Below are 19,265 nucleotides of genomic sequence, written 5' to 3' on the forward strand. Positions count from 1 at the left end.
CGGCCGGTTTAAGTTGCACGCGGACCAGCGGCGCAGGCGTTTTCATAACGATTGGCCGTTATCCAGCGCATCGAGCAAGTGTTGGCCGCGTTGCCACAGTGCCTGTTGCTTGTCTGGCGACATGCGATCAAGGTTTTTGTACATCATGGCCATGCGCTGATTACTCCTTAAAAGCTCGCCGTGGCGCATGAGGAAATGCCAGTACAAGGCGTTGAACGGGCAGGCGTTGTCAGCCGTGGTTTCGCGCACCGAGTAAGCACAGTCGCGACAATAGTCGGACATCCGGTTGATGTACTGGCCGCTGGCGCAATAAGGCTTGGACCCGAGGTAACCGCCATCGGCGTGCATGACCATACCGAGGGTGTTGGGCAGCTCGACCCAATCGAACGCGTCCATGTAAATCGCCAGATACCACTCACAGATCTGCTTCGGTGCGATGCCAGCGAGCAGGGCGAAATTGCCGGTCACCATCAGGCGCTGGATGTGATGCGCGTAGGCGTGTTTGAGGCTTTGGCCGATGGCCTGGCGCATGCAATTCATGTTGGTTGCGCCGGTCCAGTAGAACTCCGGCAGCGGCCGCTGGTTGGCAAATGCATTGCCCTCGCCGTACTCGGGCATGTGCAGCCAGTAAACGCCACGGACATATTCGCGCCAGCCGATCAGTTGGCGGATGAAACCTTCGGCCGCATTCAGCGCGATGCTGCCGGACCAGTAGGCCGACTCCACATCAGCGCAGAGCTGGCGCAGGTCGAGCAGGCCGATGTTCAGCGCCGCGCTGATGCGCGCATGGAACAGAAACGGCTCGCCGCTGGCCATGGCGTCCTGATAATCGCCGAACCCGGCCAGGGCGTAATCGAGAAAGTACGCCCAGAGCGCCTGGGCATCGGCGTGTGTCACCGGATAGTTGAAATCATCCAGACTGCCGTAGTGACTGGCGAAGCGTTGTTTGACCAGGGCGAGGACTTCGAGGGTGATTGCATCGTTGGTAAAACCGGCCGGGTAGGGCGCTTTGACGGTTTTCGGCAAGGCTTTGCGATTGTCGGCGTCAAAGTTCCACGCGCCGCCGACGGGCGTGCCGTCACCGTTGAGCAACAGGCGACTTTTGCGGCGCATCTCGCGGTAGAAGAACTCCATGCGCAACTGCTTTTTGCCTGCGGCCCAGGCGCGAAACTCATCGCGGCTGCACAGGAAGCGGCCGTCGGCGTGCCAGTGGATCGGCACACCACAGTCCTTGAGCGATTGCTCCAGGCGCCAGTCTCCGCACTCCGTCACATGCAACTCGCTGGCCTGCAACAAAGCTTGCCAGCGCTTCAACTCGCCGGGCACCGAGCCGCTGTTCTGCGGGTCGTCGAGGGCCACGTAATGCACGTGGATGCCCTGGCTTTCCAGCGCCTGAGCGAAGTGACGCATGGCGCTGAAAATCAGCGCGATCTTCTGCGGATGATGGGCGACATGGGTGGCTTCTTCCATGACCTCGACCATCAGCACACAGTCGTGTTCCCTATCCAGACCGGCCAATGACGCCAGATCAAAAGACAGCTGGTCACCCAGCACCAGGCACAGTCGACGGGTTTTGTTCATTTCACGAATTCAACGTAATGAGCAGCAGGCTGCTGAGTGGACGTTTAAGTATCAAGTCCAGATAGTTGTACAGATTGTAGTCTGTGTATAGGTTTTTTGTAGGAGGGATTGCGCAGTTCAGAGCGATTGCGAGGCGCGCTTGATGAACGCTCCCGCTGTTGCGGGAGCGCCTTACGCTGTCAGGAAGGATTTAGCCGGGATAAACGGGGTAGTCGGTATAGCCTTCGGCGTTGCCGCCATACACCGTCGCCGGGTTCAGTGCATTCAACGGCCAGTCATTGGCAATGCGCGCCGGCAGATCCGGGTTGGCCATGAACGGACGGCCGAAAGCGACCAGATCGGCCAGCCCGGAATCGAGCAATTGCGCCCCGGATTCCGCGGTGTAGCGCCCGGCGTAAATGATCGCGCCACTGAAGGTCTCGCGCACGGCCTGACGAAACGTCAACGGCATCGCCGGGGCGTTGTCCCAATCGGCTTCGGCGATCGACAGATAGGCGATGCCCACGTCCTGCAGTACTTTGATCGCTTCGATATAAGTGGTATGCGGGTCTTCCTCGACCATGCCCAAGTACGTGCGCGCTTCGTCGGTAGTGGTGAACAGCGGGGCGAAACGCACACCGACTTTTTCCTTGCCGATGCATTCGGCAACACCGGCGACCACTTCGCGCAGAAAACGCAGGCGATTGTCCAGCGAGCCGCCGTACTGATCGTCGCGCAGGTTGCTGTGGGCGGAGATGAACTGGTTGACCAGATAACCGTTGGCGCAATGCAATTCGATGCCGTCGAAGCCGGCGTCCATGGCGTTGCGCGCGGCCTGGATATACAGCTGCACCAGTTCCTGCACTTCATCGGTGCTCAGTGCGCGCGGTGCCGACGGGGTGACCAGTTCACCGGCGCCGGGCGCGGTTTCGATAAACACGCTGACGCGGTCGGTGGCCACCGCGGAGGCTGAAACCGGAGCTGCGCCGTCGGGCTGCAAAGCGGTATGCGAGACACGGCCGACATGCCACAACTGGGCGAAAATCACCCCGTCCACGGCATGCACGGCCTCAGTGACTTTGCGCCATCCGGCGATTTGTTCCGGCGTATGAATGCCCGGCGTCCACGCATAACCCTGGCCACGCGGTTCGATCTGCGTGCCTTCGGTGACCAGCAGACCGGCACCGGCGCGCTGTTGGTAATACTCGGCCATCAACTCATTGGCGATGTTGCCCGGTTGTGTGCTGCGCTGGCGGGTCAGGGGCGGCAGGACGATACGGTTTTTCAGGGTGTGGTGACCCAGTTTGACGGGGGTGAAGAAACTGCTGTGGTTCATGGATGACCTTGTTCGTGGCTTATTAGACCAGTCGTCTATTTGTTGAGCGAAAAAATAACGCCGGGCAGGACGCACCCGGCGTTTCTGAGGTTGTGCGAGGGTTTAGCCGAGCATCTTCAGCAGTTTCTCGGCGACGGCGGCGGAGCTGGCCGGATTCTGGCCGGTGACCAGTTGCCCGTCGGCGACCACATGAACCTGCCAGTCAGCGACTTTCGAGTAATGACCGCCGAGGCGCTGGAACTCGTCTTCGATCAGGAACGGCACCACGTCCGTCAAGCCAACTGCCGCTTCTTCGGCGTTGGTGAAACCGGTGACTTGGCGATGCTGCACCAGCGGTTTGCCGTCAGCGGTGAGGGCGTGACGCAACACACCCGGCGCATGGCAGACAAAACCGTGAGGCTTGTTGGCGCGGTCGAACGCTTCGATCAGCGCGATCGAGTGCTTGTCCTCGGCCAGATCCCACAGTGGGCCGTGGCCACCCGGATAAAACACGGCATCGAAATCCTCGGCGCTGACGTCGGCCAAACGACCGGTGTTGGCCAGTGCCTGTTGTGCCGCCGGGTCCTTGCGGAAGCGATCGGTCTCGGCGGTCTGGGCATCGGGTTCATCGCTTTTCGGGTCCAGCGGCGGCTGGCCACCGGCCGGCGAAACCAGGGTGATCTCGGCGCCGGCGTCTTTGAAGGCGTAGTAGGGCGCGGCGAACTCTTCCAGCCAGAAGCCGGTTTTCTTGCCGGTGTTGCCGAGTTGATCGTGGGAAGTCAGAACCATCAAGATTTTCATAGAGCACCTTGCTTAGGTCGGGTGTCTTCGATTGGGCGAAACATTCGCGCATCGGCCACACCGGTCGGAAAACGGTTGTCGGGGCGCAGCATAGATTCCAATTAGACCAGTCGTCTAGTAATTTTTTATCCTGGGGTTTTTCATCGACAGGTATGGCAAACTTCCGTTCCTCCGAAAATACGACTGGTCTATTGCCTGGTAATTCGCGCCCCATGAAACCGACCTATGACGACACCCGCCAACATTTGCTCGACACCGGCCACCGGATGATGGCCGAGAAGGGCTTCACCAGTGTCGGCCTCAACGAGATCCTGCAAACCGCCGGTGTGCCCAAGGGTTCGTTCTATCACTACTTCAAATCCAAAGAACTTTACGGCCAGGCATTGCTGGCGGATTACTTCGTTGACTACCTCGCCGACATGGAGCGGCGCCTGACGCTACCAGGCCTGAGCGCCTACGAGCGGTTGATGGATTACTGGCAGGGCTGGCAGAACCGCTGCACCCTCGAGGGCCATGGCGATGAGTGTCTGGTGGTGAAACTCAGCGCCGAAGTCGCCGACTTGTCGGAGTCGATGCGCCTCACCTTGCGCGATGGCGCCGAGCAAGTGGTGGCGCGCATTGCCCTGTGCATCGAGCAGGGCCAGGCTGAAAAAAGCCTGCCCGAGGGCGATGCCCGGCATCTGGCGGAAACCCTGTATCAGTTGTGGCTTGGCGCCAGCTTGCTGAACAAGTTGCAGCGTACCGGGCAATCGCTGCAGACATCGATGGCGATGACCCGGAGGCTCTTGCGCGTTTGAAACTGTTTCTTTGTGCGGCACTTAGGATGAAATGATCACCAGGAGCCTAGCGCTCAAATATACGAATGGGAATAAGTTTCAATAACGAAACGCTTGGTATACCATCGCCGCGTTTTGCTGGCGGTTTTACCCTTCGTTCTGGCCTATTCGTAAGGTTTTCATTTCATGCGTCGTACTCTGCTTTCAATTTGCGTGCTGCAGGCGTTGTCTTCTTCCTCATGGGCCGAACAGGCCGATTCGACATCTTCAGCGCTAGAGCTGGAGGCGACCGACGTGGTCGGTACAGCGGATTACGAACGGGCCGATGGCCCGGTGCAGGGTTACCGCGCCACACGTTCCGCCAGTGCTACCCGTACCGACACCTCGATTCATGAAACACCGCAATCGATCAGCGTCGTCACCAAGGATGCTGTCGAAGACCTCGGCGCCACGCGCCTGCAAGATGCACTCGACTACGCCGGCGGTGTGGGCCGGGCGAACAACTTCGGCGGCCAGGGACTGACGACGTTCACTGTGCGGGGATTCACCACCGGCGAGTTCTACCGTAACGGTTTCCCGATCAATCGCGGCTACCCGAACATGCCCGACGCCAACACCATCGAGCGTCTGGAAGTGTTGCGCGGGCCGGCAACCATGCTCTATGGCCGTGGCGATCCCGGCGGTACCTTCAATGTCGTGTCCAAGCAGCCGTTGGCCGAGCGTACGGTCACGTTGGGCAGCCAGTTGAACGATCAAGGCATGAAGCGCGGCACTCTGGACGCTTCCGGACCGCTGGATGAAGAGGGACGCCTGGCCTATCGATTGAACGTGGTGGGTGAGGGCGGTGATACCTTCCGCGATCACGTCGAGACCGAGCGCTACGGCATCACGCCAGTGCTGACCTGGCAGGCCAGCGATGCCACCCGGGTGATCTTCGAAGGTGATTTCATGCGCAACAATCATCCGCTGGATCGCGGCGTGACGCGTTACGCCAAGCAGATTGGCACCGCCTCGAGGGATACCTTCTTCGGCGAGAAAGACGCCGGCAAATTGCACAACGACAACAACATGGCGCAACTGCGCTTCGAACATTTGCTCAATGATGACTGGACGCTGGGCGGCGGGTTCCAGTGGCTCGACGGCTCGCTGCAGGGCAATGCGATCGAGGCCAACGGCATTGCCGCTGACGGTCGCACCCTGGGACGCAACTTCAACTACCGCAAACTGGAATGGACCGACAAGGACACGCAGCTCAATCTGACCGGGCATTTCAGCACTGGTGGTTTGCAGCACACCTTGTTGACCGGTATTGAGTATGAAGATTATGACTACAAGTCGATCATTCAACGCTCCAGCGGCGCGGTCGGCGCCTACCCGATCGACATCTTCGATCCGGTGTACGGTCAGCCGCGTCCGGCACTGACGCGCACGCCAACCCACGACAAGGAAAACCTCAAGACTTACGCCGCGTTTGTACAGGATCAGGTCGCGTTGACCGAGCGTTTGAAGGTCCTGGCCGGCGCACGTTTCGAGCGCTTCGAGCACGACTATGAAACCTATGTGCCGGGCGGCAAAAACTGGCAGGCCAGTGACAACGCGGTGACCCCGCGCATCGGCGTGACCTACGACCTGACCGAGACCCTGGCGATCTACGCCGACACCGCGCGCTCGTTCAAGCCCAACACCGGCGCGAGCCGCACGGGCGGAGGCTTCGCACCGGAGAAAGGCAAGTCTTACGAAATGGGCATCAAGTGGGAAGCGCTGGACCATCAGTTGAGCGTGGATGCCGCGATCTATCAGATCGAAAAGCGCAATGTGCTGACCACCGACCCGGTTGACTCGACCTTCAACGTCGCCGCCGGAGAAGTGCGCAGCCGTGGTTTCGACCTGAACGTCGCCGGCAACCTGACACCCGAGTGGCGGGTGATCGGCGGCTACGCCTACGTCGATGCTGAGGTGACCAAGGACAATGTGATCCGCTCTGGCACGCGCCTGATGAACATTCCGCAAAACAGCTTCAGCCTGCTCAACGTCTACGAGTTTCAGGACGGTGCACTGAAAGGCCTGGGCCTGGGCACTGGACTCAAGTACGTCGACGAGCGTGCCGGGCAAACCGCCAATACCGCGTTCTCGATGGACAGCTACACCGTGGTCGACCTGCTCGGCTTCTATAAGGTCAACGAGAAGGTGCGGCTCAACCTTGACCTGAGAAACCTGTTTGATCGCGATTATGAGGAGGGCGCGTTCGGTAACGTTTACGCCTATCCGGGCGCACCAAGAACCGTGCAGGTCGGCATTTCCTACACGTTGTAGGGCAAGTTCGACGCTGCAACGGCGGCCCCTCACCCCGGCCCTCCCGAAACGTCGGACCGCCCGGAGGGAGAGGGAGCCGACCGAGGTGTCTTGTGTTATGCATTGACCTGACAGATCGCGTCGATTACGGGTTCACCTCGTAGTGCTTGGCGGTATTGGATTCACCGGCGCTATTGCATTTCGGCGTTCATCGCCAATATCCCCCAATCGGTCCCCTTTCCTGAGGGAGAGGGCTAGGGTGAGGGCAGCTGCTTCGGCACATGCTCCTTAGTGAGCTGGTGCTCGAACGCAGGATGCACGAGGCACGCAGTTTCCTGCTCAACAGCGCGCGCTCGGTGGACGAGGTGGCGCGATTCTGGTCGATAGAGATTGTCCTTTTTGAGTTGACGGATAAACGCTTTTCAGCCGATTTATCCCGTTCCTGTGCGTCAGTAATCTGTACCCAACTTGAACGCAACAACAACTTCAAAAACTCAAAAGGGAAGCAAATCATGACCACTCCAACCTACAACCGCCTCAACAAAGACGACGCCATCGTGCTGCTGGTTGACCACCAGACCGGTCTGATCTCACTGGTGCAGGACTTCTCGCCAAACGAGTTCAAGAACAACGTGCTGGCCCTGGCGGATCTGGCCAAGTTCTTCGAACTGCCGACCATCCTCACCACCAGTTTCGAACAAGGCCCGAACGGCCCGCTGGTGCCAGAGCTGAAAGAGATGTTCCCGGACGCGCCGTACATCGCTCGTCCAGGCCAGATCAACGCCTGGGACAACGAAGATTTTGTGAAGGCGATCAAAGCCACCGGCCGCAAGCAGATCATCATTGCCGGTGTGGTAACGGATGTGTGCGTAGCGTTCCCGACCTTGTCGGCGCTGGCAGAAGGGTTTGACGTGTTTGTGGTAACCGACGCTTCCGGCACCTTCAACACCACCGTGCAGCAAGCCGCGTGGAGCCGCATGACCCAGGCCGGTGCGCAGATGATGAACTGGTTCTCGGTGGCCTGTGAACTGCACCGCGACTGGCGCAACGATATTGAAGGCTTGGGCAATCTGTTGTCGCAGCGCATCCCCAACTACCGCAACCTGATGAACAGCTACTCGGCGCTGACCGCTCAGCAGAAGTAAGCCTGCGCGATCCGGACAAAAGCCTGCCCTGAAAAGCAGGCTTTTGTTTGTTGTGAAGCCAGAACCCGGATTTCAACAGCTACGCCAAGGAGCGCGTTGATCATTCAAGGGGCATTGCTCGATACGCTTTATAAAGTCGCTGGACCTCAGGATCATCCAGGCTCTTATACGTAATCCCTTCCTTGTCGAGTCCGTCCAGACCCTTTATCCCGCTAATCATTGCCGGCCATTCATCGCGACTGGAGATGTCGATGACGAAGGGGGTCAGATAATCGTCCAGATGGCCTTTGAAAGGATCTCGAATCTCGTCGGCAAGTGCTCGCAAGTAATCGTCTTTATTGGTTTTTGACCAGTCAATGGCGAACCGGGTCCGATAGCTCAATTCCATGTAGATGAGCAGGATTGTGCGGCCATTGCCATCCAGAAACGGGTGGGCGGACGCCAACTGGCCCATTACTTCGCCGGGACGCTGACGAAAGCGTTTTTTATTTGCTGCGAGTTCAAAGGCGTATTCGACGGATCTTTTGATCAGGTCAGGACGTTCGAATATCGTGTGATGCGGATCATCTTTCGAGCCTTTGAAAACTGCGAGGTGGGGGACCAGTGCATTTCTGTCTTTTCCCGCCCACGGATAAAAACCGGAAAACAGGATTTCGTGAGTCTTGAGGACAGCTTTGTAGTCGATGGTTTTTTTCTTGGCGAGATAAGCAAGGGCATCTTCGATACTGGCTTCGAAGGAGAGGTGTTCGGACTCTTTGACTTCAAGAGGGTCTTTCAGTTTGAGCGAGTTTTGAAGATAACCTTCAGTCTAGAAATCGCCGAAGGGGTCGAAAGTCATGCGCTAAGCTGCCTCTTGCAACGCCTTTTTTCTTGAAGGTAGCGTCCTTGCAGGGCCATGATTTCTGCTTTGTTCAGTACACCTTTACGCTTGAGATTGACGAGCAATTGCTCAATGCCATCCAGCTCGACAGCATCACCTGCCAGGCGAGTAATGGTCGCTGCCATGCAGCTCATGCTGTCACGCTCAGCGGTAACCTTATGCTTTTGGGCGAGTTTGCGGACTTCGCTCGCAACGCCGCCAGGGGCTGAACCCGTCATATGAACCCCTCGTTTTCTCTTTCGAAGCATAGCATGGCGCCGGCCCTGTAGATTTTCCAGCAGCGCCCGGCTGTCAGCGCGAACAACTCCTTTTCCGGTTGATGGCGAACGCCTTTCAACCGATTTAACCCTTGTGCCGCGTTACGCCTGCGCCCACTCATCACGAAACTGCAGCAGAAAATCGACAAACGCCCGCACCCGTTGCGGCACATAGCGGCCGTGCGGGTACAGCAAGGTGTAAGGTCGCGAGCGCCCGGCGTACGGCTGGAGCACTTCGACGAGGCTGCCGTCGGCCAGTTCTTTTTCGACAATGAATTTATAGGTCTGAAAGACCCCGGCACCATGTTTGGCCAGTGTGACGCCACCCAGAACATCGTCGGAGCAGGAGTAGCCGCCGTCGGAAATCACTTCACGGTTCTCGCCGTTTTCCTGAAATAGCCAGGAGATCCGCCGCCCGCTGCTGGGCAGTTCGAACTGAATGCATTCGTGTTGCAGCAGATCTTCCAGCGTCTTCGGTGTGCCAGCCTTTTTCAGGTACTCGGGAGACGCAACCACCACCAGTTTTGCATCTTCCAGCAGGCGCGCAACCATGGTCGAATCCGGTTGGGCGCGGACGCGGATTGCCAGATCGTAGCCTTCGCCGACGAAGTCGATATTGCGGTTGCCCAAGTGGATGTCGACAGTCACGTCAGGATAGAGCGCACGGAACTTTGGCAGCAGCGGCAGGATGCGGTGATGGCCGTAAGTGGTGGGGAGGCTGATGCGCAACTGACCGGACGGTGAGGTCTGTGCGCCCATGACTTCCTGTTGCGCTTCGACCAGTTGGGTCAGGGCCTGGCTGCACTGCAGGAAAAAGTTTCTACCGGCTTCGGTCAAGCGAATGCTGCGGGTGGTGCGGGCAAACAGGCGTGAACCCAAACGCTTTTCCAGACGCAGAATCGACCGGCTCACGGCGGCCGGTGTAACCCCAGCGAGCTGGGCGGCAGCGGTGAAACTGCCGGCTTCAGCGGCGAGGCAAAACAGTTCGATACTGCCTAATTGCAAATCATCAAAGTGGCGCTTCATGTGAGTACACCGGGAATCGACTGACGGTCCATGCTCAGGGTTATCTCATGAAGCGACACCGCCGGTACACACCGGCGGCGCAGCAGGGCTTTATCAATGGCCAGCGCTCTGACCACCGTCGACATGGAGGATTTCGCCGGTGACGAAGTTCGCGCTGTCCAGGTAAAGGATCGCTTGCACGATGTCGTCGATTTCACCCATGTGGCCCACCGGGTGCAGGCTGCCGAGGGCGGCGTGCGTCTCTTCGCCGTGCATCGGCGTTTTGATGATGCCGGGCGATACCGCATTGACCCGAATGCCGCGCTTGGCGTACTCGATGGCGAGGGATTTGGTCGCCGCGTTGATGCCACCCTTGGTCAGCGATGCGAGCACCGATGGAACGCCGTCAATCGCGTGATCAACCAGACTGGTGGTGACGCTGACGATATGGCCGCTGGCGTTTTTTTCCATTTCGGCAATCGCCAGTTGCGAGATGTGGAAGAAGCCGCTCATGTTGGTCGCCACCACTTGTGCGTAGTCTTCGTTGCTGTATTCGGTGAAAGGCTTGGCGACGAATATCCCGGCATTGTTCACCAGCGTATCGATACGGCCGAAGCGTGCGACGGCTTCGCGAATCACGCGCTCGGCGGTCTGCGGGTCGGCGATGTCACCGGCGACGGCGAGAATGTCCGGGTCAGTGGACGGTTTGATCGAACGCGAGGTCGCCACAACCTGATAGCCGCGCTCGCGGAAACCTTTGACCAGGCCTGCGCCAATGCCTTGCGAGGCGCCGGTAATCACAACAACTTTTTTGGACGTGCTCATGATGTTTCCTCATGCAATCTGAATGGTTGAATAAAAGGATTTTGCTGGTCAGGCGTGAGCCGGAAGCTGCGCTGCCTGACGTAATGCTTGCTCGTAATAAGCAATGGACTGGGAACCGGGGATGACTTGTTTGTCATCGATCACCATGGCCGGAACCGAGTCGATGCCGCGCTGCTGGTAAAACCGTTCCAGTTCGCGCACGGCCTGGCTGAACTCAGCGTTGGCCAGAACCTCTCGCGCACGCTGACTGTCGAGCCCGACTGCGCCTGCCAGTGTCACCAGCGTGGCGTGGTCATTCGGGTTCTTGCCGTCAGTGAAGTAGGCCTTGAGCAACGCCTGCTTCAACTCACGCTGACGTCCTTGGGTGGCGGCCCAGAACAGCAGTCGATGGGCGTCGAAGGTGTTGTGGAAATGGCTGCGTTTTTCCAGGTCGAAGTGAAAACCGATCTGCTCGCCGCGCTCGATGATCATCGCGTTGCGGTCCGCCACTTGCTCGGCAGTGCGTCCGTATTTGCGCATCATGTGCTCGATGGCGTGTTCACCAGCGGCGGGCATGTCCGGATTCAGCTCGAACGGTTTGTAGGTCAGCTCCACGTTGACTTCGCCCACCAGATTCTCGATTGCCTGCTCCAGCGCGGTGACGCCCAAAGCACACCAAGGGCAAACGACGTCCGAGACGAAATCGATTTTCACGGCCCGGCTCATGACTGCGAGTCCGCCAATTGTTGGCGATATTCGGTGGTGGTGATGCCGGCATAACCCCAGTTATCGGTGTCGACTTCCTCGATCACGATGTGGGTGAGTTTCGGATCCTTGTGCAGAACCCGCTCCATCGTTTCGGTGATTTCCTTGATGACCTGAGCTTTTTGCTCACGGGTCACGCCGTCACGGGTGATGCGTACGCTGATGAAAGGCATGTGAGGACTCTCCAGGCGCTGGCCCGTCGGAATGATGGGCGGCTGTTGGAGAGAACTCTAAGAGGCAGGCAGGAATTGATAAATGGGGCTTGAGGTACATCATTTGTGATGTGATGTATCAAATGGCGGCGTAGAGATTCACCTGATCTCGGCGCCAAACGCTGGCGCTCAGGCCAGCAGCTCGCTAATCCAGCGGGTCTGTCGAGTAAGGTCGTGAAGTTTTTGCTCGGGCAGGTTGTGCTGCGTGCGGGCGAGATGGTTCAGCGTGTTTTGCTTGTGGCGAAGTCTGTGCTGCCACTTGGTCAGGAACGCGGGGCTGCGGGTCTGCAGATGCAAAGGGCCGAAGTACAGTTCCTGATCGGAATAACTCACCGCTTCGGCGCGTTCGGCGACGATGATTTCGTAGTCGAAGCGGTTTTCCCGCAGCACTTCTTCACTGAGGATGCGGTAGCCGTTTTCCATCAACCACTGGCGCAACGGCTGTTCGCCGCCATTGGGTTGCAGGATCAAACGTTCCTGGCCGCTAAGGTGAGCCTTGCCGCTGTCAAGGATGTCGCGGATGGTTTCGCCGCCCATGCCGCAGACGCTGACGGCGGTGATGCGGTCGCAGGCTTTGATTGCCGCCAGGCCATCAGCCAGGCGCACGCTGATGTGCTGTTGCAGATCATTTTCGCGCACAGTGCGCGAGGCCGCGTGGAACGGCGTCGACGCCACTTCACCCGCCACAGCTGAGGTGATCAGGCCACGGCGCATCAGCGCCACCGGCAGATAGCCGTGATCCGAGCCGATATCGGCCAGTCGCGCACCGGCAGGTACGTGGCCAGCCACGCGCTCGAGGCGCATGGACAATGTCTGTTCGTTCAACGGCAACCCCTTGATGGCAGGCAAAGGGGTGCGACTCTGGCGAGCAACGCCGGGCCTGTCAAATCCCGGCGACAGAATTCAATGGCCCATTGGCCGCGCTTAATGGCCAATGGGCGCTGAGGTTTAGCCGGCCAACGTTGCGTTATCGATCACGAAACGATACTTCACGTCACCCTTGAGCATGCGCTCGTAGGCGTCGTTGATCTGGTCGGCGCGGATCAGTTCGATGTCGGAGACGATGCCGTGCTTGGCGCAGAAGTCGAGCATCTCCTGGGTTTCAGGGATGCCGCCGATCATCGAACCGGCAATCGTGCGGCGCTTCATGATCAGGTTGAATACGTTCGGCGACGGATGCGAGGTGGCCGGCGCACCGACCAGGGTCAACGCACCATCGCGCTTGAGCAGTACGAGGAACGCATCGAGATCGTGCGGCGCGGCGACGGTGTTGAGGATCAGGTCGAAGCTCTTGGCGTGGGCGGCCATTTCTTCGGCATTGCGCGACACCACCACTTCATCGGCGCCCAAGGCTTTGGCCGCTTCGCGTTTGGATTCGGAGGTGGTGAACGCAACAACATGGGCGCCCAGGGCGTGGGCCAGTTTGATGCCCATGTGGCCAAGGCCACCGATGCCGACCACGCCGACTTTCTTGCCGGGGCCGGCGTTCCAGTGGCGCAGCGGCGAGTAAGTGGTGATGCCGGCACACAGCAGCGGTGCGACGGCGGCCAGTTGCGCTTCGGGATGTCGGATGCGCAGGACGTAGCGTTCATGCACAACGATGTTTTGCGAGTAGCCGCCCAGCGTCCAGCCCGGTGCATCCGGGGTCGGGAAGTTGTAGGTGCCGATCATGCCGTCGCAGTAGTTTTCCAGGCCGCTTTCGCAGTCAGCGCAGTGTTTGCAACTGTCGACGATGCAACCGACGCCGACCAGATCACCGACCTTGTAGTCCGCAACATGTGCGCCGACCGCTGAAACGCGACCGACGATTTCGTGCCCAGGTACGCACGGGAATTGCGTGCCGGCCCATTCCGCGCGCACCTGGTGCAGGTCTGAATGGCAAATGCCACAGAACGCGATATCGATCTGCACATCATGGGCGGCCGGCGCGCGGCGGTTGATCTGCATCGGCTCAAGGGGTTTGTCACCCGCGTGGGCACCGTAGGCTTGTACAAGCATGGGAACATCCTCGATCGGTTTGTCGTAGTGACATTCTTTCTGTTTCAGCGCTGCGGGCAGTAGTGCATTCCTGTGCAATCCTTGCCTGATTCTGTGCGTTGTTGTGACATTGCGCGGACAGACGCTCGTGATTTTTGCAGGTAATCTCCCGGTTCACTGACGACAACAAAATCAAAACAGGAGTCATTGATGCAACCAATCCGTCTCGGTCTGGTGGGCTACGGCAAGATCGCCCAGGATCAACACGTTCCGGCAATCCTCGCCAATCCCGCTTTTCACCTGGTCTCCGTCGCCACCCAAGGCAAACCCTGCGCGGGCGTGGAGAATTTCCAGTCCTTGAATGAATTGCTGGAAAACGGTCCGCCGGTGGATGCGATTGCCTTCTGCACGCCACCGCAAGGGCGCTTTGCGCTGGTGCAGCAAGCGCTGGCCGCCGGCAAACACGTGTTGGTGGAAAAGCCGCCGTGCGCCACGTTGGGCGAGGCGCTGGCCTTGGTCGATCAGGCCGCCGGGCAGGGCGTCAGCGCCTTGTTTGCCTGGCACTCCCGCTACGCACCCGGTATCGAAGCCGCCCGCGACTGGCTCGCCACGCGCACCCTGCAAAGCGTGCAGATCGACTGGAAAGAAGACGTGCGCAAATGGCACCCCGGTCAGACCTGGATCTGGCAGCCCGGCGGCCTCGGCGTGTTCGATCCGGGCATCAATGCCTTGTCGATCGTCACTCATCTGCTGGCGCTGCCGTTGTTTGTCGAATCCGCGGAACTGCGCGTGCCGAGCAACTGCCAGTCACCGATTGCCGCGTCGATCAAAATGTCCGACCCGCGCCGCCTCGATGTACGCGCGGAGTTTGATTTTGACCATGGGCATGATGAGCTGTGGAGTATCGAGATTCGTTGCGCTGAAGGCGTGTTGCGCCTGGATAACGGTGGTGCGCTGTTGAGTATTGACGGTGTGCGCCAGGCTGTGTCGGAGGAGGGTGAGTACGCGGCGGTGTATCGACATTTTCAGCAGCTGATTGGCGACAAGGCCAGTGATCTGGATGTGCAGCCGTTGCGCTTGGTGGCGGACAGTTTCTTTGTTGGGAGTCGGGTGTTGGTTGAGGCGTTTTACGACTAGTACGGTAGGCAACATATCCGGTCAATCGCTCTTTACTTGTTTTTCCTTGTCGGTGCTCTGTTGAAAGCAGATCTGCGGGAACTGAAAAGCTCCCGCGGTCTGAATTTCTACTCAGCGATTGGCTTCGGCCAGACCCGCCTCAATGAAACGTACTGAGCTCTCCATTGCCTGCTGACCTTCTGGCAGCATGGCAGAGTAGAAGTGCCAGGCGTGGAACATGGCAGGCCATACCTCGAGATTGACTCTGACACGGTTGTCCGCCAGATGGGTGGCAAGCCGCATCGCGTCACTCAGCATCAGCTCGTTCTCGCCAATCTGTACCAGAATGGGTGGGAGTCCAGTGACGTCCGCGAAAACTGGCGATGCCAGAGGATGGTTGGCGAGTGTCTCGCCAAGGAATGTTCTGGCAAGAATATCCAGAACAGGCTTGGAATTCAGCGGATCCAGGCCCTCACGGTTGCTCATAGAGGCGCCGGTGTGTTCGAGGTTTGCCCAAGGCGAGATCGAAGAACCCACCGCAGGTAACGCGAGCCCTTTGGATTTGGCAGCCACCATCACGCTTACAACCATTGCGCCGCCAGCCGACTCGCCGGAAAACGCGATTTTTTCAGCCGGGATTTTCTGCTCGAGCAACCACTCGTAGGCGCGCAGTGTGTCGTCGATGGATGCGGGGAATTTGTGCTCCGGGGCCAGGCGGTAGTCAGGCATGTATACACGAGCACCCAGCATTTTTGCGTAGTTGCCACCAATGCCGTGGTAGCCATCTGGACGGCCGACAATGTACGCCCCGCCATGGATGTACATCACAACTGCGTCGGTCCTGACTTCATCGGGTGTCACCAGGGTCCCTGGAACACCGCCCATGTCGACTGCTTCGAACCTGACGCCGGTGGGCGCTGGATTTTGCGCGAGCATTCCTGCGTAGGAGTCGCGGATATCGCTCATTTTCGTGGTGGTATCAATGCCTTTGAGGACAGGTACCAAATCGCTCAGGCTGTTGGCCCAGGTTTGAACGGCTGCTTTTACTTTCGTATTCATAGTGATCTCGATTGAAGGAGGGCATTGGATTAGCTAATCGAGATACTATTCTCTTGATTGGGGAATAGGTTTCCCCATAGCGGGTGCCGTGGCGCCCGAACGTTGAGCGAGTGAGGAAGTATGGAAATTCATAACCTGAACGACATCGCGGCTTTTGTGAGTTCTGTAAATGCCGGAAGCTTTACCGCAGCTGCCAAGCAATTAGGTCTGACTCGTTCGGCAGTGGGTAAATCGATTGTCAGGCTGGAAGCTCGATTGCAAGTGCGGTTACTCAACCGCACAACCCGCAGTCTGAGCCTGACGGACGACGGTCAGGTTCTCTACGAGCGCTGTGTTGGCATCCTTCAAGATCTAGACGATGTCGAGGATGCACTGGCGTTTCGTCGCTCGACACCCAGTGGGCGATTGCGTATGAGTCTGCCGGTCGCGCTGGGTAGGCTTCACGTTCTCCCTCACATCGAATGCTGTCTGAAGGAATGGCCTTCGCTAAGTGTCGACGTAACGTTTTCCGACCGACTTGTAGACCTCATTGATGAGGGGTTTGACCTGGCAATGCGTATTGGCCCGCCCAAAGAGGATTCTCGATTGCTGACGCGCACGGTGGCGTACCAGCAGATGATCACCTGTGCTTCACCCCACTATCTGGCGGAGCATCCACGGCCAAAAACTCCCGAAGAGTTGTCCGCGCACGAATGTCTGCATTTCGTCAGCGGGGGACGATTACTTCCATGGAATTTTCGAGTAGACGGCCAGGCGGTTGCCTTCACTCAAGGTGGGCGGCTACAGATGGACAGCGCGGAAGCACTGCATGAGTGCGCGATGGCGGGCTTGGGTATTGCGACACTGCCGTCGTATGTAGTGAGCCACCAACTACGCAGCGGCAAGCTTGTTCAACTGCTCGAAGAATACGCTGAGGCAGCAGAACCCATCCGGATCATCTATCCCAGCAAACGACACCTTTCTCCCAAGATCCGCCTGTTCATCGACAAGCTCTTAGACGCGTGGTCGCCTTGCCCCCCGTGGGAACAATCTCCGGTCGATGATATTTGCGTTGTATGAAAAAGGGGTTGATGTCCCCGGCGGAGCGGATAGTTGCAATGTCGTCAGGAGCGCTGAAAGAAGCATTGCAACCGATCACTTGAGTGCAGACGCGCAATCGCATCGGCACCCGCCGTTCAGAAACGATCGAGTCTGAAGAGTTCATCTGCCGTCAAATCAGTCGCCTGATTCGTCGTTGCCGGCCAAGCCATCCGCACCACCATCTCCGCCGTCACCGCCGCCTGCGTCAGCCCCAGATGCTGATGCCCAAACGCAAGCAACACCTTGCCTTCACAGACCTGATCAATCACCGGCAGCGAATCCGGCAACGACGGTCGAAAACCCATCCACGGCGTCGCCGCTTCAGCATTCAGATCCTTGCGAAACAAGCCCTGACTCAACCGGTGCAATTGCCACGCGCGCTGCATGCTCGGTGGTTTTTCCAGTCCGGCGAATTCAACCGTGCCGGCCAGGCGCAAGCCTTCGGACATCGGCGTCATGATGAATTTGCGCTCCAGCGAGGTCACGGGGAAGGGCAGGCGGTCGTGTTCCTGCGGCAGCATCAGGTGATAACCGCGCTCGGTGTCCAGCGGTACTTTTTTGCCGGTGAGGGCGGCGGTGAGTTTTGCCGAATGTGCGCCGCAGGCAATCAGCACGCGGCTTGCAGTCAGACGGCCATTGCCGGTGGTCAGCGTAACGCCGTGCTCCTGCACGTAGCCACCCTGGACCTGTTGCTGGACGAAATTCACACCGCTGGCTTTGGCCGCTTCGACCAGTTCACACACCACGCGATAGGGATCAATGAAGTGCCCGGTGCGCGGGAAGAACAGGCCGCCCTGAATCTGTTCATTGAGTTGCGGCGCGGTTTCGCGGATGACGCCGGCCTGCCAGTAATCGACCGGCACCTGTTGCTGATGCAGTCGAGCCTGTAACGCCTGAATGGCCTGACGCGATTCGGGGCGTTCGAACACCAGTAGCGAGCCATCGATCTTGAGCAAGTCCGGCCGCTGGATATCGGCGAGCAAGCGCTGCCAGGCGTCCAGACTGCTTTCATTCAGCGCGCGCAAGCCTGCCACGGTGTTCTGAAAAGGCGTCGGGCGCAGATTCAGCAACAACCGGGTGAACCATGGCAGCGCGCGCAGCAGGTACTTCCAGTCCAGTCGCAACGGTCCCATCGGGTCCATCAACATGGCCGGCAGACGCTTGAGGATGGACGCGTCGGCGATTGGAAACACCTGCTCGGTCGCCAGATGCCCGGCGTTGCCGAATGAGGCGCCGTGGCCGGGTTGCTGCTGATCAATCACGACCACGCGCAACCCTTGGCGAGCCAGACGCAGTGCGCAGGCGACACCGATGATGCCGGCGCCGACCACGGCGATGTCGTGGGAGCCGTTATTCGCCATGGCGCTGCGCTTCCCGTTGCCCATCGAGCAGACGCCGCAATTGCAGCGGATTGGCCTGTTTCAGCGCGGCAGGCAACAAGCTGTCGGGGAAGTCCTGATAGCACACCGGGCGCAGGAAACGCAGGATCGCCGCGGTCCCGACGGAGGTTGTGCGCGCGTCGGACGTGGCCGGGAAAGGCCCGCCATGCACCATCGCATCACACACCTCGACCCCGGTAGGCCAGCCGTTCACCAGCAAGCGACCGGCCTTGCGCTCCAGCGTCGGCAGCAATGTACGCGCCTGTTCCAGGTCTTGGTCATCCAGATGCAATGTCGTGGTCAATTGGCCCTCCAGATGTTCGGTCACCTGGCGAATTTCAGCTTCACTGCCGCATTGCACGATCAGCGCTGCCGCACCGAACGCTTCGGCTTGCAGGTGCTGATCGGCGAGAAAGTCGGCGGCCTCGGTCAGGAATACATGGGCCTGACATTGGTTCGGGCCGTTGCTGGCCTGGCCGATACCAGTGATGCGCGCAGCGGCATTCTCGGCCAGCGCGTTCACGGCCGATTCGTAAGCACTGAAGATGCCCGGTGTCAGCATCGTCTGCGCCGGGCTTCGTTGAATGATCTCGGCAGTGGCGGCGATAAACTTGTCCAGCGCCGGTCCTTTCAAGGCAATGACCAAACCCGGATTGGTGCAGAACTGACCTGCGCCCAGTGTCAGTGACGCGACGAATCCTTCAGCCAACGCCTGGGTGCGATTGCTCAGCGCCGCAGGAAACAGCAGCACCGGATTGATCGAACTCATTTCCGCGTACACTGGAATCGGCTCGGGCCGCGCTTGCGCCGCTTGCATCAGCGCCAGACCACCGCTGCGCGAG

The 19,265-nt window shown here is 59.0% G+C and carries 19 protein-coding genes; 5 read left to right on the forward strand and 14 right to left on the reverse strand.

The features are described 5' to 3' along the window. Positions 1-42 precede the first annotated feature (42 nt). The 3 genes from M9827_RS07195 to M9827_RS07205 form a co-directional block, all read right to left on the reverse strand. Positions 43-1,581 (reverse strand): cryptochrome/photolyase family protein, encoded by a 1,539-nt coding sequence (locus M9827_RS07195; protein ID WP_250604632.1) that lies wholly within the window; start codon positions 1,579-1,581, stop codon positions 43-45. Between the two features lie 190 nt (positions 1,582-1,771). Further along, positions 1,772-2,896 carry an alkene reductase gene (locus M9827_RS07200; RefSeq protein WP_250604634.1) on the reverse strand — a complete coding sequence of 375 codons (1,125 nt, stop codon included), beginning with the start codon at positions 2,894-2,896 and terminating at the stop codon, positions 1,772-1,774. A 102-nt stretch (positions 2,897-2,998) separates the two neighbouring features. Continuing rightward, positions 2,999-3,676, reverse strand: a complete 678-nt coding sequence (locus M9827_RS07205; RefSeq protein WP_250604636.1) for a type 1 glutamine amidotransferase domain-containing protein — start codon at positions 3,674-3,676, stop codon at positions 2,999-3,001. Positions 3,677-3,888: 212 nt separating this feature from the next. Here M9827_RS07205 and curR point away from each other — a divergent pair, with 212 nt between their 5' ends. The 3 genes from curR (at position 3,889) to ycaC (ending at position 7,889) form a co-directional block, all read left to right on the forward strand. Continuing rightward, a complete protein-coding gene (gene curR, locus M9827_RS07210; protein WP_250604638.1) occupies positions 3,889-4,473 on the forward strand; it encodes a TetR family transcriptional repressor CurR in 585 nt (194 codons plus the stop codon). 165 nt (positions 4,474-4,638) lie between these two features. Then, positions 4,639-6,765, forward strand: a complete 2,127-nt coding sequence (locus M9827_RS07215) for a TonB-dependent siderophore receptor (RefSeq protein WP_250604640.1) — start codon at positions 4,639-4,641, stop codon at positions 6,763-6,765. A 491-nt stretch (positions 6,766-7,256) separates the two neighbouring features. After that, on the forward strand, positions 7,257-7,889 hold the full coding sequence (gene ycaC / locus M9827_RS07220) for an isochorismate family cysteine hydrolase YcaC (RefSeq protein ID WP_007916011.1): 633 nt from the start codon (positions 7,257-7,259) through the stop codon (positions 7,887-7,889). A gap of 100 nt (positions 7,890-7,989) precedes the next feature. On the opposite strand, the gene M9827_RS07225 is transcribed toward ycaC, so the two are convergent. The 8 genes from M9827_RS07225 to M9827_RS07260 form a co-directional block, all read right to left on the reverse strand. Beyond that, positions 7,990-8,667, reverse strand: coding sequence for a Fic family protein (locus tag M9827_RS07225; RefSeq protein WP_250605457.1), 678 nt, complete (start codon positions 8,665-8,667; stop codon positions 7,990-7,992). A gap of 56 nt (positions 8,668-8,723) precedes the next feature. Continuing rightward, complete coding sequence (locus tag M9827_RS07230; protein ID WP_250604642.1) at positions 8,724-8,987, reverse strand: hypothetical protein; 264 nt, start codon at positions 8,985-8,987, stop codon at positions 8,724-8,726. Positions 8,988-9,128: 141 nt separating this feature from the next. Then, positions 9,129-10,052, reverse strand: a complete 924-nt coding sequence (locus tag M9827_RS07235) for a LysR family transcriptional regulator (RefSeq protein WP_250604644.1) — start codon at positions 10,050-10,052, stop codon at positions 9,129-9,131. Positions 10,053-10,145: 93 nt separating this feature from the next. Continuing rightward, on the reverse strand, positions 10,146-10,856 hold the full coding sequence (locus tag M9827_RS07240) for an SDR family NAD(P)-dependent oxidoreductase (RefSeq protein ID WP_250604646.1): 711 nt from the start codon (positions 10,854-10,856) through the stop codon (positions 10,146-10,148). Between the two features lie 48 nt (positions 10,857-10,904). Then, positions 10,905-11,561 (reverse strand): DsbA family oxidoreductase, encoded by a 657-nt coding sequence (locus M9827_RS07245; protein ID WP_250604648.1) that lies wholly within the window; start codon positions 11,559-11,561, stop codon positions 10,905-10,907. Then, complete coding sequence (locus tag M9827_RS07250; RefSeq protein ID WP_007916028.1) at positions 11,558-11,773, reverse strand: tautomerase family protein; 216 nt, start codon at positions 11,771-11,773, stop codon at positions 11,558-11,560. The genes M9827_RS07245 and M9827_RS07250 overlap by 4 nt, the downstream gene beginning before the upstream one ends. A gap of 168 nt (positions 11,774-11,941) precedes the next feature. Continuing rightward, positions 11,942-12,637, reverse strand: coding sequence for a tRNA (adenine(22)-N(1))-methyltransferase (locus M9827_RS07255; RefSeq protein WP_284676798.1), 696 nt, complete (start codon positions 12,635-12,637; stop codon positions 11,942-11,944). 123 nt (positions 12,638-12,760) lie between these two features. Further along, complete coding sequence (locus tag M9827_RS07260) at positions 12,761-13,810, reverse strand: NAD(P)-dependent alcohol dehydrogenase (RefSeq protein WP_250604652.1); 1,050 nt, start codon at positions 13,808-13,810, stop codon at positions 12,761-12,763. Positions 13,811-13,999: 189 nt separating this feature from the next. Here M9827_RS07260 and M9827_RS07265 point away from each other — a divergent pair, with 189 nt between their 5' ends. Further along, positions 14,000-14,926 carry a Gfo/Idh/MocA family protein gene (locus M9827_RS07265; RefSeq protein WP_250604654.1) on the forward strand — a complete coding sequence of 309 codons (927 nt, stop codon included), beginning with the start codon at positions 14,000-14,002 and terminating at the stop codon, positions 14,924-14,926. A 111-nt stretch (positions 14,927-15,037) separates the two neighbouring features. Here M9827_RS07265 and M9827_RS07270 read toward each other — a convergent pair whose 3' ends face one another. After that, positions 15,038-15,964: an alpha/beta hydrolase gene (locus M9827_RS07270; protein ID WP_191622703.1), complete on the reverse strand. Its 927-nt coding sequence runs from the start codon at positions 15,962-15,964 to the stop codon at positions 15,038-15,040. 120 nt (positions 15,965-16,084) lie between these two features. On the opposite strand from M9827_RS07270, the gene M9827_RS07275 reads away from it, so the two are divergent. Continuing rightward, positions 16,085-17,023 carry a LysR family transcriptional regulator gene (locus tag M9827_RS07275; RefSeq protein ID WP_250604656.1) on the forward strand — a complete coding sequence of 313 codons (939 nt, stop codon included), beginning with the start codon at positions 16,085-16,087 and terminating at the stop codon, positions 17,021-17,023. 116 nt (positions 17,024-17,139) lie between these two features. Here the strand turns inward: M9827_RS07275 and M9827_RS07280 are convergent, their stop codons facing one another. Continuing rightward, complete coding sequence (locus M9827_RS07280) at positions 17,140-18,405, reverse strand: NAD(P)/FAD-dependent oxidoreductase (RefSeq protein ID WP_250605458.1); 1,266 nt, start codon at positions 18,403-18,405, stop codon at positions 17,140-17,142. Continuing rightward, the coding region (locus M9827_RS07285) for an aldehyde dehydrogenase family protein (protein ID WP_250604658.1) at positions 18,395-19,265 on the reverse strand (871 nt) is incomplete at its 5' end. The genes M9827_RS07280 and M9827_RS07285, both read right to left, overlap by 11 nt.

Source organism: Pseudomonas sp. AKS31 (assembly GCF_023634765.1).
Lineage (GTDB): Bacteria > Pseudomonadota > Gammaproteobacteria > Pseudomonadales > Pseudomonadaceae > Aquipseudomonas.

Bases quoted from the DNA above. Each gene is read 5' to 3' on its own strand.
- M9827_RS07215 (WP_250604640.1), top strand. From the start codon at position 4,639: ATGCGTCGTACTCTGCTTTCAATTTGCGTGCTGCAGGCGTTGTCTTCT.
- ycaC (WP_007916011.1), top strand. From the start codon at position 7,257: ATGACCACTCCAACCTACAACCGCCTCAACAAAGACGACGCCATCGTG.
- M9827_RS07265 (WP_250604654.1), top strand. From the start codon at position 14,000: ATGCAACCAATCCGTCTCGGTCTGGTGGGCTACGGCAAGATCGCCCAG.
- M9827_RS07260 (WP_250604652.1), bottom strand. From the start codon at position 13,810: ATGCTTGTACAAGCCTACGGTGCCCACGCGGGTGACAAACCCCTTGAG.
- M9827_RS07195 (WP_250604632.1), bottom strand. From the start codon at position 1,581: ATGAACAAAACCCGTCGACTGTGCCTGGTGCTGGGTGACCAGCTGTCT.
- M9827_RS07270 (WP_191622703.1), bottom strand. From the start codon at position 15,964: ATGAATACGAAAGTAAAAGCAGCCGTTCAAACCTGGGCCAACAGCCTG.
- curR (WP_250604638.1), top strand. From the start codon at position 3,889: ATGAAACCGACCTATGACGACACCCGCCAACATTTGCTCGACACCGGC.
- M9827_RS07245 (WP_250604648.1), bottom strand. From the start codon at position 11,561: ATGAGCCGGGCCGTGAAAATCGATTTCGTCTCGGACGTCGTTTGCCCT.
- M9827_RS07275 (WP_250604656.1), top strand. From the start codon at position 16,085: ATGGAAATTCATAACCTGAACGACATCGCGGCTTTTGTGAGTTCTGTA.
- M9827_RS07250 (WP_007916028.1), bottom strand. From the start codon at position 11,773: ATGCCTTTCATCAGCGTACGCATCACCCGTGACGGCGTGACCCGTGAG.
- M9827_RS07240 (WP_250604646.1), bottom strand. From the start codon at position 10,856: ATGAGCACGTCCAAAAAAGTTGTTGTGATTACCGGCGCCTCGCAAGGC.
- M9827_RS07205 (WP_250604636.1), bottom strand. From the start codon at position 3,676: ATGAAAATCTTGATGGTTCTGACTTCCCACGATCAACTCGGCAACACC.
- M9827_RS07230 (WP_250604642.1), bottom strand. From the start codon at position 8,987: ATGACGGGTTCAGCCCCTGGCGGCGTTGCGAGCGAAGTCCGCAAACTC.
- M9827_RS07235 (WP_250604644.1), bottom strand. From the start codon at position 10,052: ATGAAGCGCCACTTTGATGATTTGCAATTAGGCAGTATCGAACTGTTT.
- M9827_RS07280 (WP_250605458.1), bottom strand. From the start codon at position 18,405: ATGGCGAATAACGGCTCCCACGACATCGCCGTGGTCGGCGCCGGCATC.
- M9827_RS07200 (WP_250604634.1), bottom strand. From the start codon at position 2,896: ATGAACCACAGCAGTTTCTTCACCCCCGTCAAACTGGGTCACCACACC.